Source organism: Streptomyces sp. NPDC030222, from assembly GCF_055573115.1.
In genome coordinates, this window is sequence record NZ_JBVICA010000005.1 from 381861 (window position 1) to 400743 (window position 18883).

An 18883-nucleotide genomic window follows, 5' to 3' on the forward strand; every position below is an offset into this window, starting at 1 on the left:
ATGACTGCTCCGGAAAACGCTTCACCCGCCCCCTCGGGCAAGATCCCGAACGCCGGCAAGAGGGCCAAGGACCTCAACGAGGTCATCCGCTACACCCTGTGGTCCGTCTTCAAGCTGCGCGACGTCCTCCCCGAGGACCGCACCGGATACGCCGACGAGGTCCAGGAGCTGTTCGACCAGCTCGCCGCCAAGGACGTCACCGTCCGCGGCACGTACGACCTCTCCGGTCTGCGCGCCGACGCCGACCTGATGATCTGGTGGCACGCCGAGACCGCGGACCAGCTCCAGGAGGCCTACAACCTCTTCCGCCGCACCCGCCTGGGCCGCGCAACGGAGCCGGTCTGGTCGAACATGGCGCTGCACCGCCCCGCCGAGTTCAACCGCTCGCACATCCCGGCCTTCCTCGCCGACGAGACGCCCCGCGACTACGTCAGCGTCTACCCCTTCGTCCGCTCGTACGACTGGTACCTGCTGCCGGAGGAGGACCGCCGCCGGATGCTCGCCGACCACGGCAAGATGGCCCGTGGCTACCCGGACGTCCGTGCCAACACCGTGGCGTCCTTCTCGCTCGGCGACTACGAGTGGCTGCTGGCCTTCGAGGCGGACGAGCTGTACCGCATCGTCGACCTCATGCGTCATCTGCGGGCGTCCGAGGCGCGGATGCACGTCCGCGAGGAGGTGCCGTTCTTCACCGGCCGCCGCAAGTCGGTCGCGGACCTGGTCGCCGGCCTCGCCTGACGAGTCCGGTACGCACCCGGAAGATCAGACGCCGCGTCAGGGGACGCGGACGTCCAGCGACACCGGGTGGGGCTCCGGGGGCGGCGCGCGGACGGGCGCGCCGCACCACGGTGCCTGTCGTCCCGCCGGGGCTCGGGCATGGGCCCGGTTCCGGTGTGAGTCCCCGGGCGGCGGGGTTCAGCAGCTGCCGCCGCCGCCGCCTCCGGAGCTCCCGCCGCAGCTGCTGCCGCCGCCTCCGGAGCTCCCGCCGCAGCTGCTGCCGCCCCCTGCGGAGCTCCCGCAGCTGCTCCCGCCGCTGCAGCCGCCCCCTCCGCCACCGCCACAGCTCCAGCCCGAGCACCCGCCCACCACGGCCGACGTACCGGAGCCCGCACCGGAAGCGGGGCCGGGCCCGTGCCCCGGTCCACGGCGCATCGCCGTCGCCTGCGCTCTGCGCGCCGCCGCCTGGAACTGCGCCCGCAGCACGGGGTCCGGCAGGGCGCGTACGCCGCCCGTCGCCACCAGGTGGGCGGTGTCGGTGTCATAGCCGTGCGTCAGACGGTAGAAGTGCAGCGCGCGTCGGCCGGCCGCGGTGATCTCCCGCGTCGCCATGACCGTGCACACGATGCCGATGACCAGACCGCCGACGAGGAACGGTACGACGAGCAGCCCCGCCGACACCCCGCTCGCCCCGTCGTCCCACAGGCCCGTCAAGGCCACCACCGCGGCGAACGGCAGGCCGACGAGGCACAGGACGGTCTGCAGGATGCCCCAGAGCTCCCACTTGACGAGTGCGACGAGGCCGACCGTCAGGCCGCGCTCTTCGAGCGCGTACCCCACCCGTTGCACCGCCGGGCCGGACATCAGCGCCGAGCGAAGCCAGTGCAGCGAGGGTGCGGGCACGGCCGCGCACAGGTCGAGTACGGACTGCTCCACGGGCCGGTGGGCGGTGGCGTGCCGGACCACGACGACGCCGGTCCCGTCGAGGGCCAGCCGGCCGTCGGCGTGCATGACGGCGAGCGCAGTGTCGGCGGTCCTCGCCGGACCGCCCGACAGGTAGGCGGCCTCCAGCGCGTCGTGCAGCGTCTCACCGCCGGTCCGCGCGGGCCTGCGGGCGCGGGCGAGTCCGATGACCAGCAGGGCGGAGGACACGGTCAGGGCGACGTCGAACAGGACGGCGAGGACGACCACGACGGTCACCTCCCCGCGAACACGGCGCGGGCGGCGCGCAGCAGACGGGTCGCCCGCCCCGGCGGGCGCGACCCCGAGCGCTCCTCCCACCAGAGGGTGAGCCGTCCGCGGGTCTCCGGGTCCTCCAGCCGTTCGACGAGGAGCAGGTGCTCGGCGAAGTCCAGGGCGTCACGGCGGTAGCCGGCCGTCATGGGGCGGGTGCGCGCGTACCGGAGGAAGCGGGGACGGTAGTCGGCGCCCAGGATGTCGGGCAGTTCGGGCGCGACCTTCGCGATGACGTCGGCGCGCTTCGCCGCCAGGGCCCGGCTCTGCACCCGCAGCCTCCGGGTGTCGAAGCCCTCGGGGGCCGGTGTGCCCGCGACGAGCGCGGACAGCAGGGCCGTCTGGGCGAGGGCGAGCCGGGTACGGTCCGCCTCGCCGGGGAGGCCGTCGGGCGTCTCCCGCCCGGCGGCCGCCATGGGAGTGGACGCCTCGGCCGGTGCGGGGAGGCCGCGCCGGGGTGCTCCCTCGTGGTTCGCGTGGTCCGTGTCAGGGGCGTGGAGTTCCGTCGAGGGACCGCGCCCGGGCCGGGGGCGCAGGGTGACGGGCTCGGCCAGGGTTGTGCGTATCGCGTCGAGTTCGGCCTCCAGCTCGGCGGCCGGCGGGAACGCCTCGTCCCGTTCCAGCAGCACGCCGGGCGGGTGGATGCGGGAGCGCAGCTCGGCGAGGACGTCCAGCACCTGCGGGGACACCGGGTGGGCGTGGGTGTCGTGCCAGACGCCGTCCTTCTCCAGGCCCCCGGCCACGTGCACATAGGCGATCGCCTCGACGGGCAGTTCGTCGAGTGCCGCGGCCGGGTCCTCGCCGCGGTTGACGTGGTTGGTGTGGAGGTTGGCGACGTCGATGAGCAGCCGTACTCCGGTCCGCTCGACCAGTTCCGAGAGGAACTGGCCCTCGGTCAGCTCCTCGCCGGGCCAGGAGATCAGGGCCGCGATGTTCTCCAGGGCGAGCGGCACGGGCAGGGCGTCCTGCGCGATGCGTACGTTCTCGCACAGCACGCGCAGGGCGTCCCGGGTGCGGGGCACCGGCATCAGATGACCGGCCTCCAGCCGTGCCGAGGCGGTGAGCGGCCCCCCGGCCCGTACGAACGCGATGTGTTCGGTGACCAGCGGGGCGCCGAGGGTCTCGGCCCGTGCCGCCAGGCCGGCGAGCCGGCCCGGGTCGGGCCGTTCGGCGCCGCCGAGCCCCAGCGACACTCCGTGCGGGATCACGGTGACGCCCCGCTCGCGCAGCCGGCGCAGCGAGTCGGGCAGGTGGTCCGTGCAGATGTTCTCCGCGACGGTCTCCACCCAGTCGATTCCCGGCAGCCGCTCGATCGTCGCGGCTATCTCCGGACGCCAGCCGATGCCGATCCCCAGTCGCTCCATGGTCCCCCTCCTCCGCGCTGTGCTGAGGTCATGACCCCGCTGGGCGGGGGTCAATCCGGAGGAGGGGACGTTCAGAGCTTCATTTGAGGTTCCGGGCCCGATTCCGGGCCGGAACCCGCCGTTCGGGCCGGCCGCCCGCCGGCGGCCCCGCCGCCGGCCCGTCATCCGGCCGTCATCACCCGGCCGTCCTGACGGTGGGACGGTGGGATGCCGCCCGCCGGATCCCGGGCGGGCCGGATCACTGGGGCGGCATCGACATGCCGGGCATCGTCGGGTCCAGCGGCTGGGTCGACGGCCGGGACGTCAGCGTGGCGTTGCCGCTCGGCACGGCCGGCAGCGGCGGGGCCGGAACGGAGCCGTTCGGCGGCGGCGGGCCGCTGGGGCTGGCGGTCGCGGCGCCGGCCGCCTCGTTGGCGATGGCGTCGAAGTCGACGAGCCCGGTCGCCTCCAGCATCGTGATGTGGTCCAGGACCGTCGCGTTGGCGTCGTTCGCCAGCTGGCGTATCAGGGTGTTCCGGGTGGTGTGCCGGACCTGGGCGATCAGGCCGAAGACCTTGCCGTGGGCGTTGCGCAGGATGTTGGCGAACTTGACCTCGTACTCCTTGCCCTGGGCGGCGGTCAGCTCGCGCAGCCAGCCCTGCTGCTGCTCGGTGGGCTGGTTCGGCAGTTCCACGCCGAGCTTCGCCGCCACGTCGCGGGCCCGTCTGTCGAGGTCGGAGTGGCCGACCACCAGGTGGTCCCCGGCAGCCTTGATCGCGGCACTCGGGGCACGCTCGAGCGCCTGCTGGCCCGCCGGCAGTTCCCACAGGCCGGCGAGCCGGACCTTGACGAGGAAGTCACGGTCGGTGGCGGACAGCGGCCCCCATTGAGTCGCCACCGAGGAGGCGTTGAGATTCGCCTGCCCGGTGCCCGACCGGTCGGCGTACGACCAGACGGGAAATGCGAGGGCTCCTATGGTCGCGACGAGTGCCGCGATGATGAGAGCCGTGCCGTTGATGCGCCGCAACAAAAGAGCCTCCCGAGCGTGGCCGCCAACTGAATGGTCGGACAGCGTACTTGGCGGTACCGACGGATACGGAAGGATACGGACAGCGAGGCCCGTCCGTTCACCGAAGGGCGGGATGGTCTGCGACCACGGTGCACGAACCGGGAGCGATCTCCGTGAATCCGGCGTCGCGCACCACCGGAAGAGGCCCCGAGGTCAGCCCGGACCACCGCTCCGCGTCCGGAATCCGGACGGACAGCGGGAACCCGGCGTCGCGCCACTCCGCCCGCTCCGTGTCCGGAAGTTCCAGCCATGCGAGGTGTGCACCGTGTCCGGCCTGCGCCATGGCCTTGCCCGCCGACATCTCCAGGCCGGGGTTCAGCCACAGCACCGGCCGGGCGCCATCGGCCGGGCCCGGCGCCTCGGGATCGTCCAGATCGGTGCCCGACACCTGGAGCTTCGCCAGCTCCTTGGGCCAGCCGTCCAGCGGCACCGGCGGGAACACCCGGACCTCCGCCGTCCGCCCGGTCACCGTGATGCCGGGCAGCGCCGCGGCCTTGCGCCATTCCGCGCCGCGCGCCCGGCGCACCACCTTGCGGATCCGGCCGTCCTGCCAGTCCCGTACGGCGTCAGCCCACTCACCCTCGTCCTGCGACCGCTCGTCGGAGAGCATCATCAGCACCGCCCGGGCTGCCGTCTCCAGCGCGTCGGTACGTGCCGGGGGAGCGTCCCGTTCGATACGGACCACCATCGGGAGGACGAACTGCGGGGCAGCGTCACGGGCGGTGACCTCGTGACGGAAGGGGCTCTCGGTGCTGTCGTTGCTGCTCACCGGACCAGTCTGCCAGCCGCCACCGCACGCCTTCCCGGCGGAGGTCGCGGCGCCGCCTTCCCGGCGGACGCCCCTGCACTGCATCCTCGCGGAGGTCCCGCACCGCACCTTGACGGAGGTCCCGCACCGCACCTTGACGGAGGTCCCGCACCGCAACTTGGCGGAACGGAGGACTCCGGGACACCATGCGCGGCATGAAAAGCGACCTCTTCGCCGCGGAGAACATGGCACAGCCCGCCACCGCGCCCGGTATGACCCTGCAGAACGCCAAGTCCATCAAGTACGCCGTCGACGGTGAGATGCTCGCCCGCCAGGGATCCATGATCGCCTTCCGCGGCGACCTCGCGTTCGAGCGCAAGGGCCAGGGCATAGGCGGCATGCTCAAGCGGGCCGTCACCGGCGAGGGACTTCCGCTGATGGCCGTTCGCGGCCGGGGCGAGGCGTGGTTCGCCCACGAAGCGGCCAACTGCTTCATCGTGGACCTCGAACCGGGCGACGCCCTCACCGTCAACGGCCGCAATGTGCTCTGCTTCGACTCCACGCTCTCCTACGAGATCACGACCGTGAAGGGCGCCGGAATCACCGGCGGCGGCATCTTCAACTCCGTCTTCACCGGCCACGGCAGGCTGGGCCTCATCTGCGAGGGCAACCCGATCGTCATACCGGTCAGTGCCCAGCAGCCCGTCTACGTCGACACCGACGCCGTCGTCGGCTGGAGCGCCCACCTCGACACCTCGCTGCACCGCTCGCAGTCCTTCGGCTCGATGATCCGCGGAGGCTCCGGCGAGGCGGTCCAACTGATGCTGCGGGGCGAGGGCCTGGTGATCGTGCGGCCCAGCGAATCGACCCCGCAGAAGGCGTCGGCCGGCTGAGGCCGCGGACGGGTCCGCGTGCCGGGTGCGGGTCAGCCGTGCCGCTCGACGTGGGCGGCGACGTCCGCCAGGTCCCGGGCGATGGCCTTGGCCACCGCCCGGCGGCCCACACCGCCGAGCACCCTGGCGAGGAGGCCGGCGAAGCCGCCCGGGGGAGTGGCGGCGAAGGTCATACGGACCACGGTCCCCGACGGGGACGCCGCCTCACGGAGGGCGAATTCGGAGACGTAGTGCGTGCCCGCGGAGTCGGCCTCGACGACGTAGCGGACCGGTGCCTCGCACACGGTCACGTACAGCTCCTCGGTGGCCTCCTTGCCGAACATCCGGCGGGTCTCGCGCCACCGGGTGCCCACCGCGAACGGGCCCTCGCCGAGCAGCTCGACCCGCTCGACGCCGCTCAGCACCTCCGGCATCCCCCGGAGGTCGGTCAGGGCGGCCCAGACGCGGTCCCGCGGCGCCGCGATCCGCCGCTCGACGGCGACCTGTGGTGTGTCCATGGCCGGATTCTCACCCGCTCCGGGGCTCCGTACCCGCTGAGCGGGCTGATGGGCCTGCTCCGGCTGACCGGCTGACCGGAGTCGCGACCCGCACCGGGCTTCACCCGGCCGATGCCGGGTGAGCCGTGCGCGGGTCGCGCCGCCGAGTCGTCGGACGTCAGGCGAGCGACGCGCTCAGGGTGATCGTCGTGCCCTTGAGGGCCTGGCTCACCGGGCAGTTCGCCTTGGCGTCCTCGGCCGCCTTGACGAAGGCCGCCTCGTCGAGACCCGGGACCTCGCCCTGCACGGTGAGGTGGATCCCCGTGATGCCCTCGCCGGGCTGGAAGGTGACGTCCGCCCGGGTGTTCAGGCGGGTGGGCGGGGTGCCGGCACCGGTCAGCCCGTGCGAGAGGGCCATGCAGAAGCAGCTGGAGTGGGCCGCGGCGATCAGTTCCTCGGGGCTGGTCTTGCCGTTCGCCTGCTCGGCCCGCGACGGCCAGGAGACGTCGTAGGTACCGATGCCGGAGGAGTCCAGCGACACCTTGCCCGAACCCTCGAGCAGGTTGCCTTCCCAAACCGTGTGGGCCTGGCGGGTGGTGGCCATGATCGATCCCTTTCTGATGGGGTGTGAGCCCCAACCTACAGTCGATCAAGTCCCCGACCGCCCGACCGAATACCCGTCGAGGGAATCTTTTCGGTACATCGGGAGGCCGGCTCGGTCTGCACCAGTGGTCCCCGGCCGGTCCCCCGTGAACAGGCGCGAAGCTGGTCCCCCGTAGGGGCGAACCATGACCTACTGTTCGACCAGGCCCTTCGCGTCCCGGGCCAGGGCGGTCAGCCGGGAGATCGCCCGGAAGTACTTCTTCCGGTACCCGCCCTTCAGCATCTCCTCGCTGAACAGCCGGTCGAACGGCAGCCCGGAGGCGAGGACCGGCACCTCCCGGTCGTACAGCCGGTCCGCGAGGACCACCAGGCGCAGCGCGGTCGACTGGTCCGGTATCGGCTGCACATCGGTGAGGCACACCGCGCCGACCTCGTCCGTCAGTGCGCCGTAGCGGCTGGGGTGCACCCGGGCCAGGTGGTCGAGCAGGGAGGGGAAGTCGTCCAGCGACGCCCCCGGTGTGGCGTAGGCGGTCTTGGTGACCACCTCGTCCGAGTACGGCGCCGGGGCCTCCGGCAGACCGCGGTGGCGGTAGTCCTCGCCGTCGATCCGCAGCGGGCGGAAGTGTGCGGACAGGCCCTGGATCTCGCGCAGGAAGTCGACGGCGGCGAACCGGCCCTCGCCGAGCTTGCCGGGCAGGGTGTTGGACGTGGCGGCGAGCGCCACACCCGCGTCGACCAGCTTGCCGAGCAGGGTGGAGACCAGGACGGTGTCCCCCGGGTCGTCCAGTTCGAACTCGTCGATGCACAGCAGGCGGTGCCCGCTCAGCGTCTTCACCGTCTGCTGGAAGCCCAGCGCACCCACCAGGTTCGTCAGCTCGACGAACGTGCCGAACGCCTTGAGCTCGGGTGCCGCCGGGGTGGCGTGCCACAGCGAAGCCAACAGATGGGTCTTGCCGACGCCGTAGCCGCCGTCCAGGTACATCCCGCGCGGACCCGTCGGGGCGGCGGGCTTCTTCGCGAACCAGCGGCGCTTCCCGCCGCCGCTCGCATGCGCACCGCCGAGCCCGGCCGCGAAGGAGGCGAGCACGGAGACCGCCTCGGACTGGCTCGGCTGCTTCGCATCCGGGATGTACGTATCGAAGCGGACCGAGTCGAAGCGCGGCGGCGGCACCATCTCGGCGACCAGACGGTCGGCGGGGACGTGCGGCTCGCGGGCGCACAGGGACAGCGGGGCCGCGTCGGCTATGGGGCGCTGCCCCGGCGCGGCGGTGGAGGACGACACAGCCCTCCACTTTACGTGCCGTGTCAGACTGCACGAATGCGACGCCTGTTCCCTGTGACCGACCAGACAGCCGAGACCAGCGACCGGGAGTGGGACCTCGACGCCCTGGCCGACGCGTACGCGTATCCGGCGGGCGAGCGGAAGTGGCTGCGCGCCAACATGGTCACCACGCTCGACGGCGCCGCGCAGCACGAGGGCCGCTCGCAGCCGATCTCCTCCGACACCGACATGCGGATCTTCGGCACGCTGCGGGCCCTGGCCGACGTCGTGGTGGTGGGGGCCGAGACCGTACGGATGGAGGGCTACCGGCCCGCGCGGGCCCGCGAGGCCTTCGCCGCGCGCCGGGCGGCCGCCGGGCAGGGGCCCGCGCCGGTGATCGCCGTGGTGAGCGCGTCCCTGGACCTGGACTTCTCCATGCCGCTGTTCACGTCCCCCCTGGTGCCGACCCTGGTGCTGACCGGCGCGGCGGCGGACCAGGACCGGGTCCGGGCGGCCGAGGAGGCGGGTGCCGAGGTGCTCGTCGCGGGGGACGGCGCCGGGGTCGACCCGGCCAGGGCCGTGCAGGTGCTCGCCGGGCGCGGGCTGACCAGGCAGCTGACCGAGGGCGGGCCACGACTGCTCGGCCAGTTCGTGGCCGCGGGCGTGCTCGACGAGCTGTGTCTGACCCTCTCGCCGTCGATGACCGCCGGCAGTGCCCAGCGGATCGCCGGCGGACCGGGAGTGTCCGTTCCCGAGCGGTTCGCGCTCGACTCCCTGCTGGAAGAGGCCGGGTTTCTGTTCACCCGCTACCGTCGGATCTGACAATCGGTGGAACTTGTCGTTCCGGTTACTGCCGGGTGGGCACACTCCCGGCAACCCCGTGCGGGCACGGGGAAGGATGGTTTCCGCTGGGGCCACCGCGGCCCAAGACTGGAGAAGGGCCACCACCGTGTTCACCAGCGTTCTGATGATCGAGAAGCCCCTGACGTCCGTCGACGTGGAATTCGTCACCAGCCTGCACGGGGACGAGCAGGTCTCCTTCATCGTCCTGCTCCAGCCCCGTGGGGACCAGGACCGGCTGCTGCGCGCCATCGACGACGTCGCGCTCGGTGAGATCGACGACGCCGTCCACGAGGCCGAGGAACCCGCGGGCCAGGAGGCGAGACAGCCGGCCGAGCGGGCCCTGGAGCACTCCGTCGCGGCACTGCGGGCCGCCGGGAGCGGGGCCGTCGGCCAGATCGTCGAGAAGCATCCGCTCGACAAGCTCAGGGAGGTCGTCGAGGAATCCGGCGCGGACGAGGTGATCGTCCTGACCGCCCCCCACTTCGTCGAGGAGTTCTTCCACCGGGACTGGGCGTCCCGGGCCCGTCACAAGGTCGGCGTGCCCGTGCTGAAGCTCTTCGCGCACAGCGAGTGAGCCCGGTTCCGGCCGCGTCTCCGGCCCCGGACCGCGGTGCGGGAACGGGCACGCCCCCTCCGGGCTCCGCCGGACCTGTGGCGAGCAACTAGGCTGGGCCCCCGAGTCACGTCACTACCCGGGGAGACACCGCATGGCAGCCGCCATCCCTTCCGCCATGGAACGGCCGCACTTCATCGGCATCGGCGGCGCCGGAATGTCGGGCATCGCGAAGATCCTCGCCCAGCGCGGTGCCAAGGTCGCGGGCAGTGACGCACGCGAGTCGGCCACCTCCGAGGCGCTGCGCGCCCTCGGTGTCACCGTCCACATCGGACACGCCACCGAGCACCTGGCGGACGACGCCACCTGTGTCGTGGTGTCCAGCGCGATCCGCGAGGACAACCCCGAGCTGGCCCGGGCCGCCGAGCTGGGCATCCCCGTCGTGCACCGTTCCGACGCGCTCGCCTCGCTCATGGCCGGCCTGCGTGCCATCGCCGTCGCCGGCACCCATGGCAAGACGACCACCACGTCCATGCTGGCCGTCGCGCTCACCGAGCTGGGCCTCGACCCCTCGTACGCCATCGGCGGCGACCTGGCGGGCCCGGGCACCAACGCCCGCCACGGCGACGGCGGGATCTTCGTCGCCGAGGCCGACGAGAGCGACCGCAGCTTCCAGAAGTACGACCCCGAGGTCGCGATCGTCCTCAACGTCGAGCTCGACCACCACGCCAACTACGCGTCGATGGACGAGATCTACGAGTCCTTCGAGGCGTTCACCGCCAAGATCCCGGAGGGTGGCACCCTGGTCGTCGGCGAGCACTCCGGAGCACGCGAGCTCGCCGCGCGGGTGTCCTCGCGCAGCGACCTGAACATCGTCCGCGTCGGAGAGACCGAGGACTCCGACGTCCGCATCCTCACGATCACCCCCAAGGGCATGACCAGCGAGGTCACCGTCGCGCTCGACGGCACCGAGCACACCTTCACCGTCTCCGTCCCCGGCCGCCACTACGCGCACAACGCCGCCGCGGCCCTCGCCGCCGGCGCCCGCCTCGGCATCGGTCCGGCCGAGCTGGCCCAGGCGCTCACCGCCTACACCGGAGTCGGCCGCCGGCTCCAGCTCAAGGGCGAGGCGGCCGGCGTCCAGGTCATCGACTCCTACGCGCACCACCCGACGGAGATGACCGCCGACCTGGAGGCGATGCGCGCCGCCGCCGGCTCCTCCCGGCTCCTCGTCGTCTTCCAGCCGCACCTCTTCTCCCGCACCCAGGAGCTCGGCACCGAGATGGGCCAGGCCCTCGCCCTCGCCGACGCCTCCGTGGTCCTCGACATCTACCCCGCCCGCGAGGACCCGATCCCCGGCATCACCAGCGCCCTCATCGTCGACGCGGCGATCGCGGCCGGGGCGGACGTCACCCCCGTCCACGACAAGACGACGGTCCCCGACGTGATCGCGGGAATGACCGTGCCCGGTGATCTCGTTCTCACCATGGGCGCGGGGGACGTCACGGACCTCGGCCCGCTGATCATCGCCCGACTGTCGGACTGAGGAGCCCCCATGCCGTACGAGGTGGACAAGCCGGAGGAGCAGTGGCGCGAGGAGCTGACCCCCGCGGAGTACCACGTGCTGCGCGAGGCCGGTACCGAGCGCCCGTTCACGGGTGAGTACACGGACACCAGGACCAAGGGCGTCTACTCCTGCCGCGCCTGCGGAGCGGAGCTCTTCACCTCGGGGACCAAGTTCGAGTCCCACTGCGGCTGGCCGTCCTTCTACGACCCGAAGGACACCGACGCCGTCGAACTGATCGAGGACCGCTCCCTCGGCATGCTCCGCACGGAGGTCCGCTGCGCCCGCTGCGGCTCGCATCTCGGCCATGTCTTCGAGGGCGAGGGCTACCCGACGCCGACGGACCAGCGGTACTGCATCAACTCGATCTCGCTGCGGCTGGAGCCGGCCGAGGAATGATGCCGGGTTGGTGGACTCACTAGTTCGCCGGGCAGATGGGTGGCTGATGCAGGGACTGTACCCGGCGTACAGCCCGACTCGTCCTTCACTGTGGTCGTGGCCAGGACTTTCATCCGGTCAGGACCATGCGTCCGGCCCGGCTTCCCGCCCGTACCTGCGGTTTCCCTAGAGTTCCCGCGCGATTGTGCACCCGTTGTACACGGGGTGCTGGGTGTTTGCCGTCAGTCGTGCACGGCGCGGGTGCTCGAACCTGCGGCCACGTGCGGACGGCCTACCGCACAACCGTCTCGATCACCAGCTGCCCTCCCCCTACCAGCGGCTTCCCCCGTTCCCATGTTCCTTTCCGGTTCTGTGGTCACCATCGAGGCCACGGTGATGGTGGAGGCAGCCTGCCGCCGCGTGGGGCGGGCCGTGGTTGCCGCTGAGGAGCGGCGGGGCGTGTGCGTGGTCTTCAGGCACCCCATTCGATCCTTACGGGCTCGCGAGCCGCGGCGAGGGCACCGTCGAAGTCGGCGAGGCGTTCGGCGAGGGTGGTCGTGGCGATTCGGGCGGGGAGCGCCGCCGGGAATTTCAGGCCGCGGACGGCTGGTGGGTCGACGGTGGGCAGGGTAAGGGAGTCGGGAGCTCGGGTCCGATCGGCCCGGCTTGGCAGGCAAGGAGCCTTCTTCGACACAAGTCGCAGGGATGCGTGATCCCGGGCGACGACAGGATGCGTCTCTTCCTCAGGCCAGGTGGTTGTACGTCTGCACGCCGTTGAGGAGCGCTTGGGTGTCGGAGCGGGTGCGGAAGGGTGTGGTCGCGTTGCCCGTGCTCTCGAAGAAGTGTGAGGCGTTGGGGCCCCAAGCGTAGAGGTCGGTTCGGCCGTCTCGGTTGCCGTCGCCGATGCCGATGAGGTGGGTGTAGGTGTTCCAGCCGCTGCCGATCTTGACGCGGGTGGTGAAAGTTCCGTCGCCCTTGCCCTGGTAGAGCCAGAGCACGCCGGAGGTGTCGCGTGCGACGAGGTCCCCTGGCACGGTGCCGGCGAGGTTGCCGACTGCGGTGAGCTGGTTGAAGGACTGCCAGCCGGAGCCGATCTTCTTTCCGGCGGCGAAGGGCGCGCTGGCGTTGCCGGTGCCCTTGTAGAGCCACAGGCCTCCCGCGGCGTCGGCGGCCAGTAGGTCGGGCCTGCCGTCACCGGTCAGGTCGCTGCCGCCGGCCAGATGCCTGAAGCCGCCCCAGCCGCTGCCGATCTTCGTGCCCGCTGCGAACGTGCCGTCGGCCCTGCCCTGGTAGAGCCAGAGCGTACCGGCCTTGTCGCGCGCGACGAGGTCGCCGACGGCCGAGCCGCCGACGTCGCCGACGGCCTCGATCTGGTTGAAGTTCTGCCAGCCGCTGCCGACGAGCGTGCGCTGCTGGACTCCGGTGAACCGCTTGTCCAGAAGGTTGTAGTAGGTGTCCTCGCGCCACAGCCGGCCGGAGGCGTCACGGGCGAGCAGGTCGGGGGAGCCGTTGTCGGTGTAGTCGTGCAGGGCAGCCTTGCGGGTGACCTGGAAGGCGCCCGTGGCGGTGGCGGCCGGGCCGATGCCGTTCAGCGGTTCGGCGCTGATGTGCCAGGTGTAGTCGCCGTTGTATGCGGCCAGGCCCCGGCCGTTGTTGTCGAGCAGGCCGTTCCACATGAACTCGGCGGTCTGAGGACCGGTGGACACGGGACCGTCCGAGATGAGGTACCTCTTCGCCGTCTGGCCGGTCCTGGTGTGGCGCAGTGTGACGGCCACCTGGACGTTGCGTCGGGACACCTGCCACGCCAGTTTCACCTGACCGCGGTTGAGGTCGAGGTCGATCACGGCCGGAACACTGTGTCCCAGGACCGCCACCTGTGTTGGCTCACCGGTGCTCGCGACCTGCTCGACGACGGGCGCGCCATCCGCTCCGGGGGAGATCCGGTACAGGCCCTCGCCCTTGGCGACTGTGCCGCCCATGGCGAGGAGGGAGCCGTCCGGCGTGGGGGTGACGGAGGTGACGTGGTCCATCAACTTGCGGGTGGGGTCACCGTCGATGGGCATGGCGGTCAGCGGAGTGAGCAGGTTCGACGAGGCTTCGTCCAGCTTGGTCGCGTTCGCGTACACGACCCAGTTCCCGACCAGGCCGAGCCGGGCAAGAGGGGCACGCGGCAGCGAGACGCGCCGCACTTCGGCGGAACCGCGCCTGGCGATGGAGAGCGTCGCGGCGCTCGTGGTCGAGCTGTGCGAGATCCATGCGACGTGGGTGGCCGAGAGCGCGGCCGCGGCTTCCCCGTGGAGGGCGTCGACGAGGGGGTAGGTGTCCGTGACGGCGGCGGTGGTCAGGTCGACGACGGCCAGGTGGGTGGGGTTGCTGTACGGGCCGGTGGCGTACTCGATCAGCACACTGCCGGGTGTGGCGGCGGATGTGCGGACCTCATGTGTGTCGCTGGGCAGCCCGGTCACCTTGCGGTCCGACGGCGATTCCCCGGACTTGGCGAGAAGGCGAACCTCCTGAACGTCGCCGTGTGCGGAGGTCGCGACGACGGTGGAGCCGACGGTGCCGACGTACCGGTAGTCGGGTGTGGCCAGGTCGATCTCCACTGGGGAGCCGCCGGAGGCCATGTCGGTCAGTGTCACCGTGGCGTAGTTGGACGGGTATGTGGTGTCTCCCGTGACCGCGGTGTCGGACACGGCGCCGTGGGCTTCGGTCTGCGTGATCGGGAGGACGTCGCGCTGGAGGACGGTGGAAGAGCCATCGGACGAGCGGGTCCAGCGCAGGTTGCGTGCGCCGTCGAACGACACGAAGCCCGTCGGGCCCGCACTGAGGATCTCGGAGCCCGAGGCGATCGGCAGCACGTTGGCAGCCACGTCCGCGACATCCGGTGCCGTCGTCCCGGTGGCCGGGGCGGCGACGGCGGGAACCGCCGGCACGCTTGCGGTGACGGCCAGGCCGACCGCGATCGCGGCGGCAAGCCGCTGCCGGGACATACGTGACTGCATCGAGTGCCCTCCCCTGAGAACGCCGCGCGCACGACGATGCGCACGGTAAGACGCACCATCTCTCACGGCCTTCTCAGACCGAAGGCCGGCGTCGCGCGGAGCATAACAAAGTGTCAGCTGTTCCTGACCGGGACCTGACAGCCGCGGACTACGAGGTGTCGTGTAGCTGTGTGGTGCTTGACACCGGAGAAGCAGGCAGCCGGTCCTGGCAACCTGTGGGCTCCCGGGACCGGCCGAGCTGCGTGGTGCAGCGGATTTGCTCAGTTGTAGCTACTGAACAGGCGAGTCCGGTCGAATGCCCAGTTGCTGCCGGTTGATGACCATCCTGAGACGGCGGAGCTGAAGGTGCCGTCGCTCTTCATGGTCCAGGTCTTCACAGTGCCGTCGGCGTAGTCGTACATCGAGCCGAGGTCGTCACGGCCGTCGCCGTTGTAGTCTCCGACGATCAGGCGGCTGTGGTTGATGTCCCAGGCTCCCACCGGGGAGGTGAGGGCGGTGTTCGCCGCGTTGAAGGCCGAACTGGTGGAGGTGGTGATGAAGACCTTGTCGCTGCCGTCACCGGTACCACCGTCGCTGTAGTCATACCAGATGGCGATGTCGTCGAAGCGGTCGCCGTTGAAGTCGCCGGCGTGTACCTGGGCGAGACTCCAGTCCATGGTGGTGTTGGTCCACCAGGTCGTGGGTGCCGAGAAGGCGCCCGTCGCGTTGGTGGGGAAGACCCATGTTTTGACGGTGCTGCCTTCGTAGCCGTAGAAGGCGGCGAGGTCTTCGCGGCCGTCGCCGTTGTAGTCGCCAGTGGCGAACTTGGTCTTGGCTCGGTTCCAGCCGCTGCCCGAGGACGTCCACGAGGGGAACGGCGCGTTGAAGGTGCCGCGGACCGTGGATGTGAAGGTCCAGAGCCTGTTGCCGCCGTCGCTGTAGGTGTACCAGGCCGCGAGGTCGTCTCGGCCGTCACCATTGAAGTCGCCGGCTTCCAGGGTGGTGGCCGATGCTTTCCAGTTGCCCGGTCCGACGCCCCAGGATTTGACGGGGTTGCTGAAGCCGCCTTCTGCTCTGCCCAGCGCGGTCCACAGGCTGACGCTGCTGTCTCCGTAGCCGTACAGTGCGGCCACGTCACCGAACCCGTCGCCGTTGAAGTCGCCGGTGACGAACTTCATGCTCGAGGCGTCCCACTTTCCGGCTGCGGCCTGGAAGGACTTCACAGGCGCCTGGAAGGTGCCGTCCGAAGCCGCTTTGAAGGTCCACATGGCGTCGCTGCCGTCGGTGTAGTCGTACCAGGCACCGAGGTCGCTGCGGCCGTCGCGGTTGTAGTCGTGGCGCAGGATGGTGCCGCTGGACCACAGGGCCTGTCCTTTGGCGTTGTGGACGACCAAGTTGCCGCGATCGTGCAGAACTGCGTACCCGTCGCCGAGGAGGTCCGGGGTGTTCTCCTTGGTGAGGTTGGTGCTCCAGAGTTTGGTGCTCCCGTCGGCAGCGTAGACGGTGATGTTGCCGTCGGCGTGGATCAGCGCGGTGGCGTCCGGATTGCCAGCCGTGCCGGTGGACCACAGAACCTTGTCGGCGTTGGAGGTGATGACGAGGTTGCCGTCAGCCTGCATGGTGAGCTTGGCCGTGTTGGAGGCGACGGATTGTCCGCTGGTCAGGCGGGTGCCCGCGGCGATGCGGCTGCCGCCGGAGATGCCGTCGATGAGGAACGAGGTGCCGAAACCGGTGAAGTCTGTCCCAGTCTTCTTGCCGGTCCAGCCGACAAGGGTGTTGTCGGCTTTGCGGGCCCACAGATCGGGGACGCCGTCGCCGTCAGTGATTCCGTCGGTGCCTCCGTCGCCGTCGAGGTCGCCGGGTGAACCGATCGTGGGGTAGACGGCCTGGGAGAAGCCGCTGGCGACCTTTACTCGTCCAGCTGCAGCGCCCCAGGTGGCGTAGTTAAGCGTGCCGTCCAGGCCCTTTTGGCCGTAGGCGCGGTACACGTCACCGGTGGCGTTGTCTCTCATGAGCAGGTCTGGCAGCGTGTCCCCGTTCAGGTCGCCGGGAACAGCGACGGTGAACTTGTCCCAGTCGGTCTCGCCGACAAGGATCGGACGTCTGCGCCCCTCGTCGAGCTTCATGCTCCGGCTGCCGAAGTACAGCCACAGGTGCTTGCCCTGCTTGACCAGCAGGTCTCCCATGGCGTCTCCATTGAGGTCGCCGCCGACAGCAATCTGTTCTGCGTTGTACCAGTGATCGTCACCGTTCCAGCCTTCCTGGGCTTTGCAGATCCCTCTCGGCTTGGGCTCGGGGCACGTCACGGACAGCGGGAAGTAGAAGTCCTTCCGGATGGCACCTCTGCCATCGTTCGGGTAGAGAAGGAGCTTGTTCCTCAAGTCGTTCGGGTTGTATTCGAGCGAGAGCAGGTCGTTGTAGCCGTCTTGGTCCCAGTCGTGGCTGTAGGCGACCTGCTTGCCGGGGAAGGTGCCGCCGCCGTTGGTGGCGCCGGAGTATTCGTGGTTGCCCTGGCCGGCGTAGGTGAGCAGGGTGCCGTTGGTGTCCACGCTCCAGATGTCCTTGAAGCCGTCACCGTTGAGGTCGCCGGGCGCGTCTCGGTCCGCGGCGCGGGTGGCGTAGTACAGGTAGGTGGTGGTGTCGGACCTGTTGCCTGCCTTGTCGACGCTGTAGGCGTACACCATGTGGGGTCCGTAGGAAGGCGGCCGTACATCGGCCCATGGGGCGCTGAGGGGAGCCTCGTGGACCTCCGGGTCGGTGTCGGTCCACCAGTAGTACGTATCGACGTCGTTGACGCCGTTCGCACTGAACAGGAAGCGTCCGGTGTCGCGGGCCTTGCCGGTGGTCTCCGGCCAGCCTGCGTCGCCGCTGGGGAACTGGCCGTCCTTCGACGTGATCAGTGGTGGCTGGCTGGGCCGGGTACGATCGAGGGTGAACTTGCAGGTCTGGCTCCAGCCAGAGGTCGCGCCGACGGCGTCCTTGGCGCGGACTCGCCAGGTGTAGCTGCCGGTCGGCGTGCTGGCCTCTGGGAGCACGACGGTGGCGATTCGGCCCTTGAGCGCGTTCACCGTGACGTCAGCCACGGGTGTGGTCGTTCCGGACTTGAAGGCCTGGAACTGGGCAGTGAGGTTGCCGGCGTCAGGGTCGTCGATCTTTGCGTGCAGGCTGACTGTTGTGTTGCCGATGGTGCCGCCGACTGCGCACTTGGTTTCCGGGCTGGTGCCGAGGCCGTCGGGGGTCTTGGGCGGGAAGTTGTACTTCGTTTCCAGGACGGCGGTTTTGGGGTCGAATTTCTTCCAGCCGAAGGTGTCGCTCTCGTCGCTCGCGTAGAGGCCGAGCGTCACGCTGACCTCGTCGTTTACGGCGGCGCTGCGGACCACGGGCGTCGCGTCGAACTCCAGGTTTCCCGCGGCGCAGTCCTTGCTCCAGCCCTTGGAGTCGTTCACGGTGTCGAGCGGCGAGCTGCCGATCTTCGAGGGCTGGTTCTGCCAGGTGGTCTTCTTGGAGATGTCACCGACCTGCCACAGCTGGACCGGCCGGTCCTGGCAGGACCACGACCAGGTATTCCTGATGCGGAACGTCGACGCCTGGACCTGTGCGCCCCTCAGATGGGCCGTGTCCAGTTCGAAGAAGGAGCGTGAGATGCGGTCCGAGCCGCCGGTCTCGGCCTCGTAGCCGACCCGCACGACCTCCTTGGCGTTCCAGAACGAGGTGGTGGGATACGCCTTGTAGACCCGTGCCCAGTTCACCCGCTTGCCGAAGTCCGTTGAGAACGGTGGGTCGATGTAGACCGGGTACTTCGTGTCTTCGCCGTTCAGCAGCTCCTGGTCCGGGGTGATAGTCAGCGTGTCACCACTGACGGCCGTCGCCATCTGTGCGTCCTGCGAGCCGGTCGGCGGCTCGAACACGGCATCGGGCTCAGCCGACGTGGCAGAGAAGGCGGCCGGGGCCGTGCCAGAAGAGGCTGTCGTGGAGTCCCACATCAGAGGAGTCGGGCTGGTGAAGACTGCCTGTCCCGCCGGGTCGGTGGCTTCCAGAGCGCCGGTTCCGGCGTCCTTGGACACGTTCAGCCCAACGGTGTCGATGTCGAACTTCAGCTGCGCCAGCTCCGGGTTCTTCGCGGCTTCGGCTGTCTTGACGACTAGCAGCTGCGAGAAGCCCTCGACCTCCGCCTTGAGCTGCAGGTCCACGCCGGGCAGCACTTCGGGGTAGGTTGCCACG

The 18883-nt window shown here is 70.3% G+C and carries 15 protein-coding genes; 6 read left to right on the forward strand and 9 right to left on the reverse strand.

Annotated features, from left to right (window positions below):
- Complete coding sequence (gene hemQ, locus ACZ4Z5_RS10500) at positions 1 to 738, forward strand: hydrogen peroxide-dependent heme synthase (protein WP_468259529.1); 738 nt, start codon at positions 1 to 3, stop codon at positions 736 to 738.
- 177 nt (positions 739 to 915) lie between these two features.
- Here the strand turns inward: hemQ and ACZ4Z5_RS10505 are convergent, their stop codons facing one another.
- The 4 genes from ACZ4Z5_RS10505 to ACZ4Z5_RS10520 all read right to left on the reverse strand — a co-directional run bounded on the left by ACZ4Z5_RS10505 (position 916) and on the right by ACZ4Z5_RS10520 (position 5131).
- Entirely contained in the window at positions 916 to 1917 is a 1002-nt protein-coding gene (locus tag ACZ4Z5_RS10505; RefSeq protein WP_468259532.1) for a TIGR04222 domain-containing membrane protein, read from the reverse strand.
- Positions 1914 to 3314 (reverse strand): multinuclear nonheme iron-dependent oxidase, encoded by a 1401-nt coding sequence (locus ACZ4Z5_RS10510; RefSeq protein WP_468259535.1) that lies wholly within the window; start codon positions 3312 to 3314, stop codon positions 1914 to 1916. Before ACZ4Z5_RS10510 ends, ACZ4Z5_RS10505 begins: the two co-directional genes overlap by 4 nt.
- 238 nt (positions 3315 to 3552) lie before the next feature.
- Positions 3553 to 4320 (reverse strand): DUF4142 domain-containing protein, encoded by a 768-nt coding sequence (locus ACZ4Z5_RS10515; RefSeq protein ID WP_468259537.1) that lies wholly within the window; start codon positions 4318 to 4320, stop codon positions 3553 to 3555.
- A gap of 100 nt (positions 4321 to 4420) precedes the next feature.
- Positions 4421 to 5131: a peptidyl-tRNA hydrolase gene (locus ACZ4Z5_RS10520; RefSeq protein ID WP_468259540.1), complete on the reverse strand. Its 711-nt coding sequence runs from the start codon at positions 5129 to 5131 to the stop codon at positions 4421 to 4423.
- Between the two features lie 194 nt (positions 5132 to 5325).
- Between ACZ4Z5_RS10520 and ACZ4Z5_RS10525 the strand changes: the two genes are divergently transcribed.
- Complete coding sequence (locus ACZ4Z5_RS10525; RefSeq protein WP_468259543.1) at positions 5326 to 6003, forward strand: AIM24 family protein; 678 nt, start codon at positions 5326 to 5328, stop codon at positions 6001 to 6003.
- 32 nt (positions 6004 to 6035) lie between these two features.
- On the opposite strand, the gene ACZ4Z5_RS10530 is transcribed toward ACZ4Z5_RS10525, so the two are convergent.
- The 3 genes from ACZ4Z5_RS10530 to zapE all read right to left on the reverse strand — a co-directional run bounded on the left by ACZ4Z5_RS10530 (position 6036) and on the right by zapE (position 8364).
- Positions 6036 to 6500 (reverse strand): SRPBCC family protein, encoded by a 465-nt coding sequence (locus ACZ4Z5_RS10530; protein WP_468259545.1) that lies wholly within the window; start codon positions 6498 to 6500, stop codon positions 6036 to 6038.
- Between the two features lie 157 nt (positions 6501 to 6657).
- Complete coding sequence (locus ACZ4Z5_RS10535; protein ID WP_468259548.1) at positions 6658 to 7083, reverse strand: OsmC family protein; 426 nt, start codon at positions 7081 to 7083, stop codon at positions 6658 to 6660.
- Between the two features lie 189 nt (positions 7084 to 7272).
- Positions 7273 to 8364, reverse strand: a complete 1092-nt coding sequence (gene zapE, locus ACZ4Z5_RS10540; protein WP_468259551.1) for a cell division protein ZapE — start codon at positions 8362 to 8364, stop codon at positions 7273 to 7275.
- Positions 8365 to 8400: 36 nt separating this feature from the next.
- Between zapE and ACZ4Z5_RS10545 the strand changes: the two genes are divergently transcribed.
- The 4 genes from ACZ4Z5_RS10545 to msrB all read left to right on the forward strand — a co-directional run bounded on the left by ACZ4Z5_RS10545 (position 8401) and on the right by msrB (position 11702).
- Positions 8401 to 9165, forward strand: a complete 765-nt coding sequence (locus ACZ4Z5_RS10545) for a pyrimidine reductase family protein (RefSeq protein WP_468259554.1) — start codon at positions 8401 to 8403, stop codon at positions 9163 to 9165.
- Positions 9166 to 9292: 127 nt separating this feature from the next.
- Positions 9293 to 9760 carry an indole-3-glycerol phosphate synthase gene (locus ACZ4Z5_RS10550; protein ID WP_468259557.1) on the forward strand — a complete coding sequence of 156 codons (468 nt, stop codon included), beginning with the start codon at positions 9293 to 9295 and terminating at the stop codon, positions 9758 to 9760.
- A gap of 133 nt (positions 9761 to 9893) precedes the next feature.
- Entirely contained in the window at positions 9894 to 11285 is a 1392-nt protein-coding gene (gene murC / locus ACZ4Z5_RS10555; protein WP_468259560.1) for a UDP-N-acetylmuramate--L-alanine ligase, read from the forward strand.
- A 9-nt stretch (positions 11286 to 11294) separates the two neighbouring features.
- Complete coding sequence (msrB, locus tag ACZ4Z5_RS10560; protein WP_468259562.1) at positions 11295 to 11702, forward strand: peptide-methionine (R)-S-oxide reductase MsrB; 408 nt, start codon at positions 11295 to 11297, stop codon at positions 11700 to 11702.
- A 722-nt stretch (positions 11703 to 12424) separates the two neighbouring features.
- Here msrB and ACZ4Z5_RS10565 read toward each other — a convergent pair.
- Positions 12425 to 14683, reverse strand: coding sequence for an FG-GAP repeat domain-containing protein (locus ACZ4Z5_RS10565; RefSeq protein WP_468259564.1), 2259 nt, complete (start codon positions 14681 to 14683; stop codon positions 12425 to 12427).
- 260 nt (positions 14684 to 14943) lie between these two features.
- Positions 14944 to 18882, reverse strand: a complete 3939-nt coding sequence (locus ACZ4Z5_RS10570; RefSeq protein ID WP_468259567.1) for an FG-GAP-like repeat-containing protein — start codon at positions 18880 to 18882, stop codon at positions 14944 to 14946.
- Between the last annotated feature and the right edge of the window lies 1 nt (position 18883).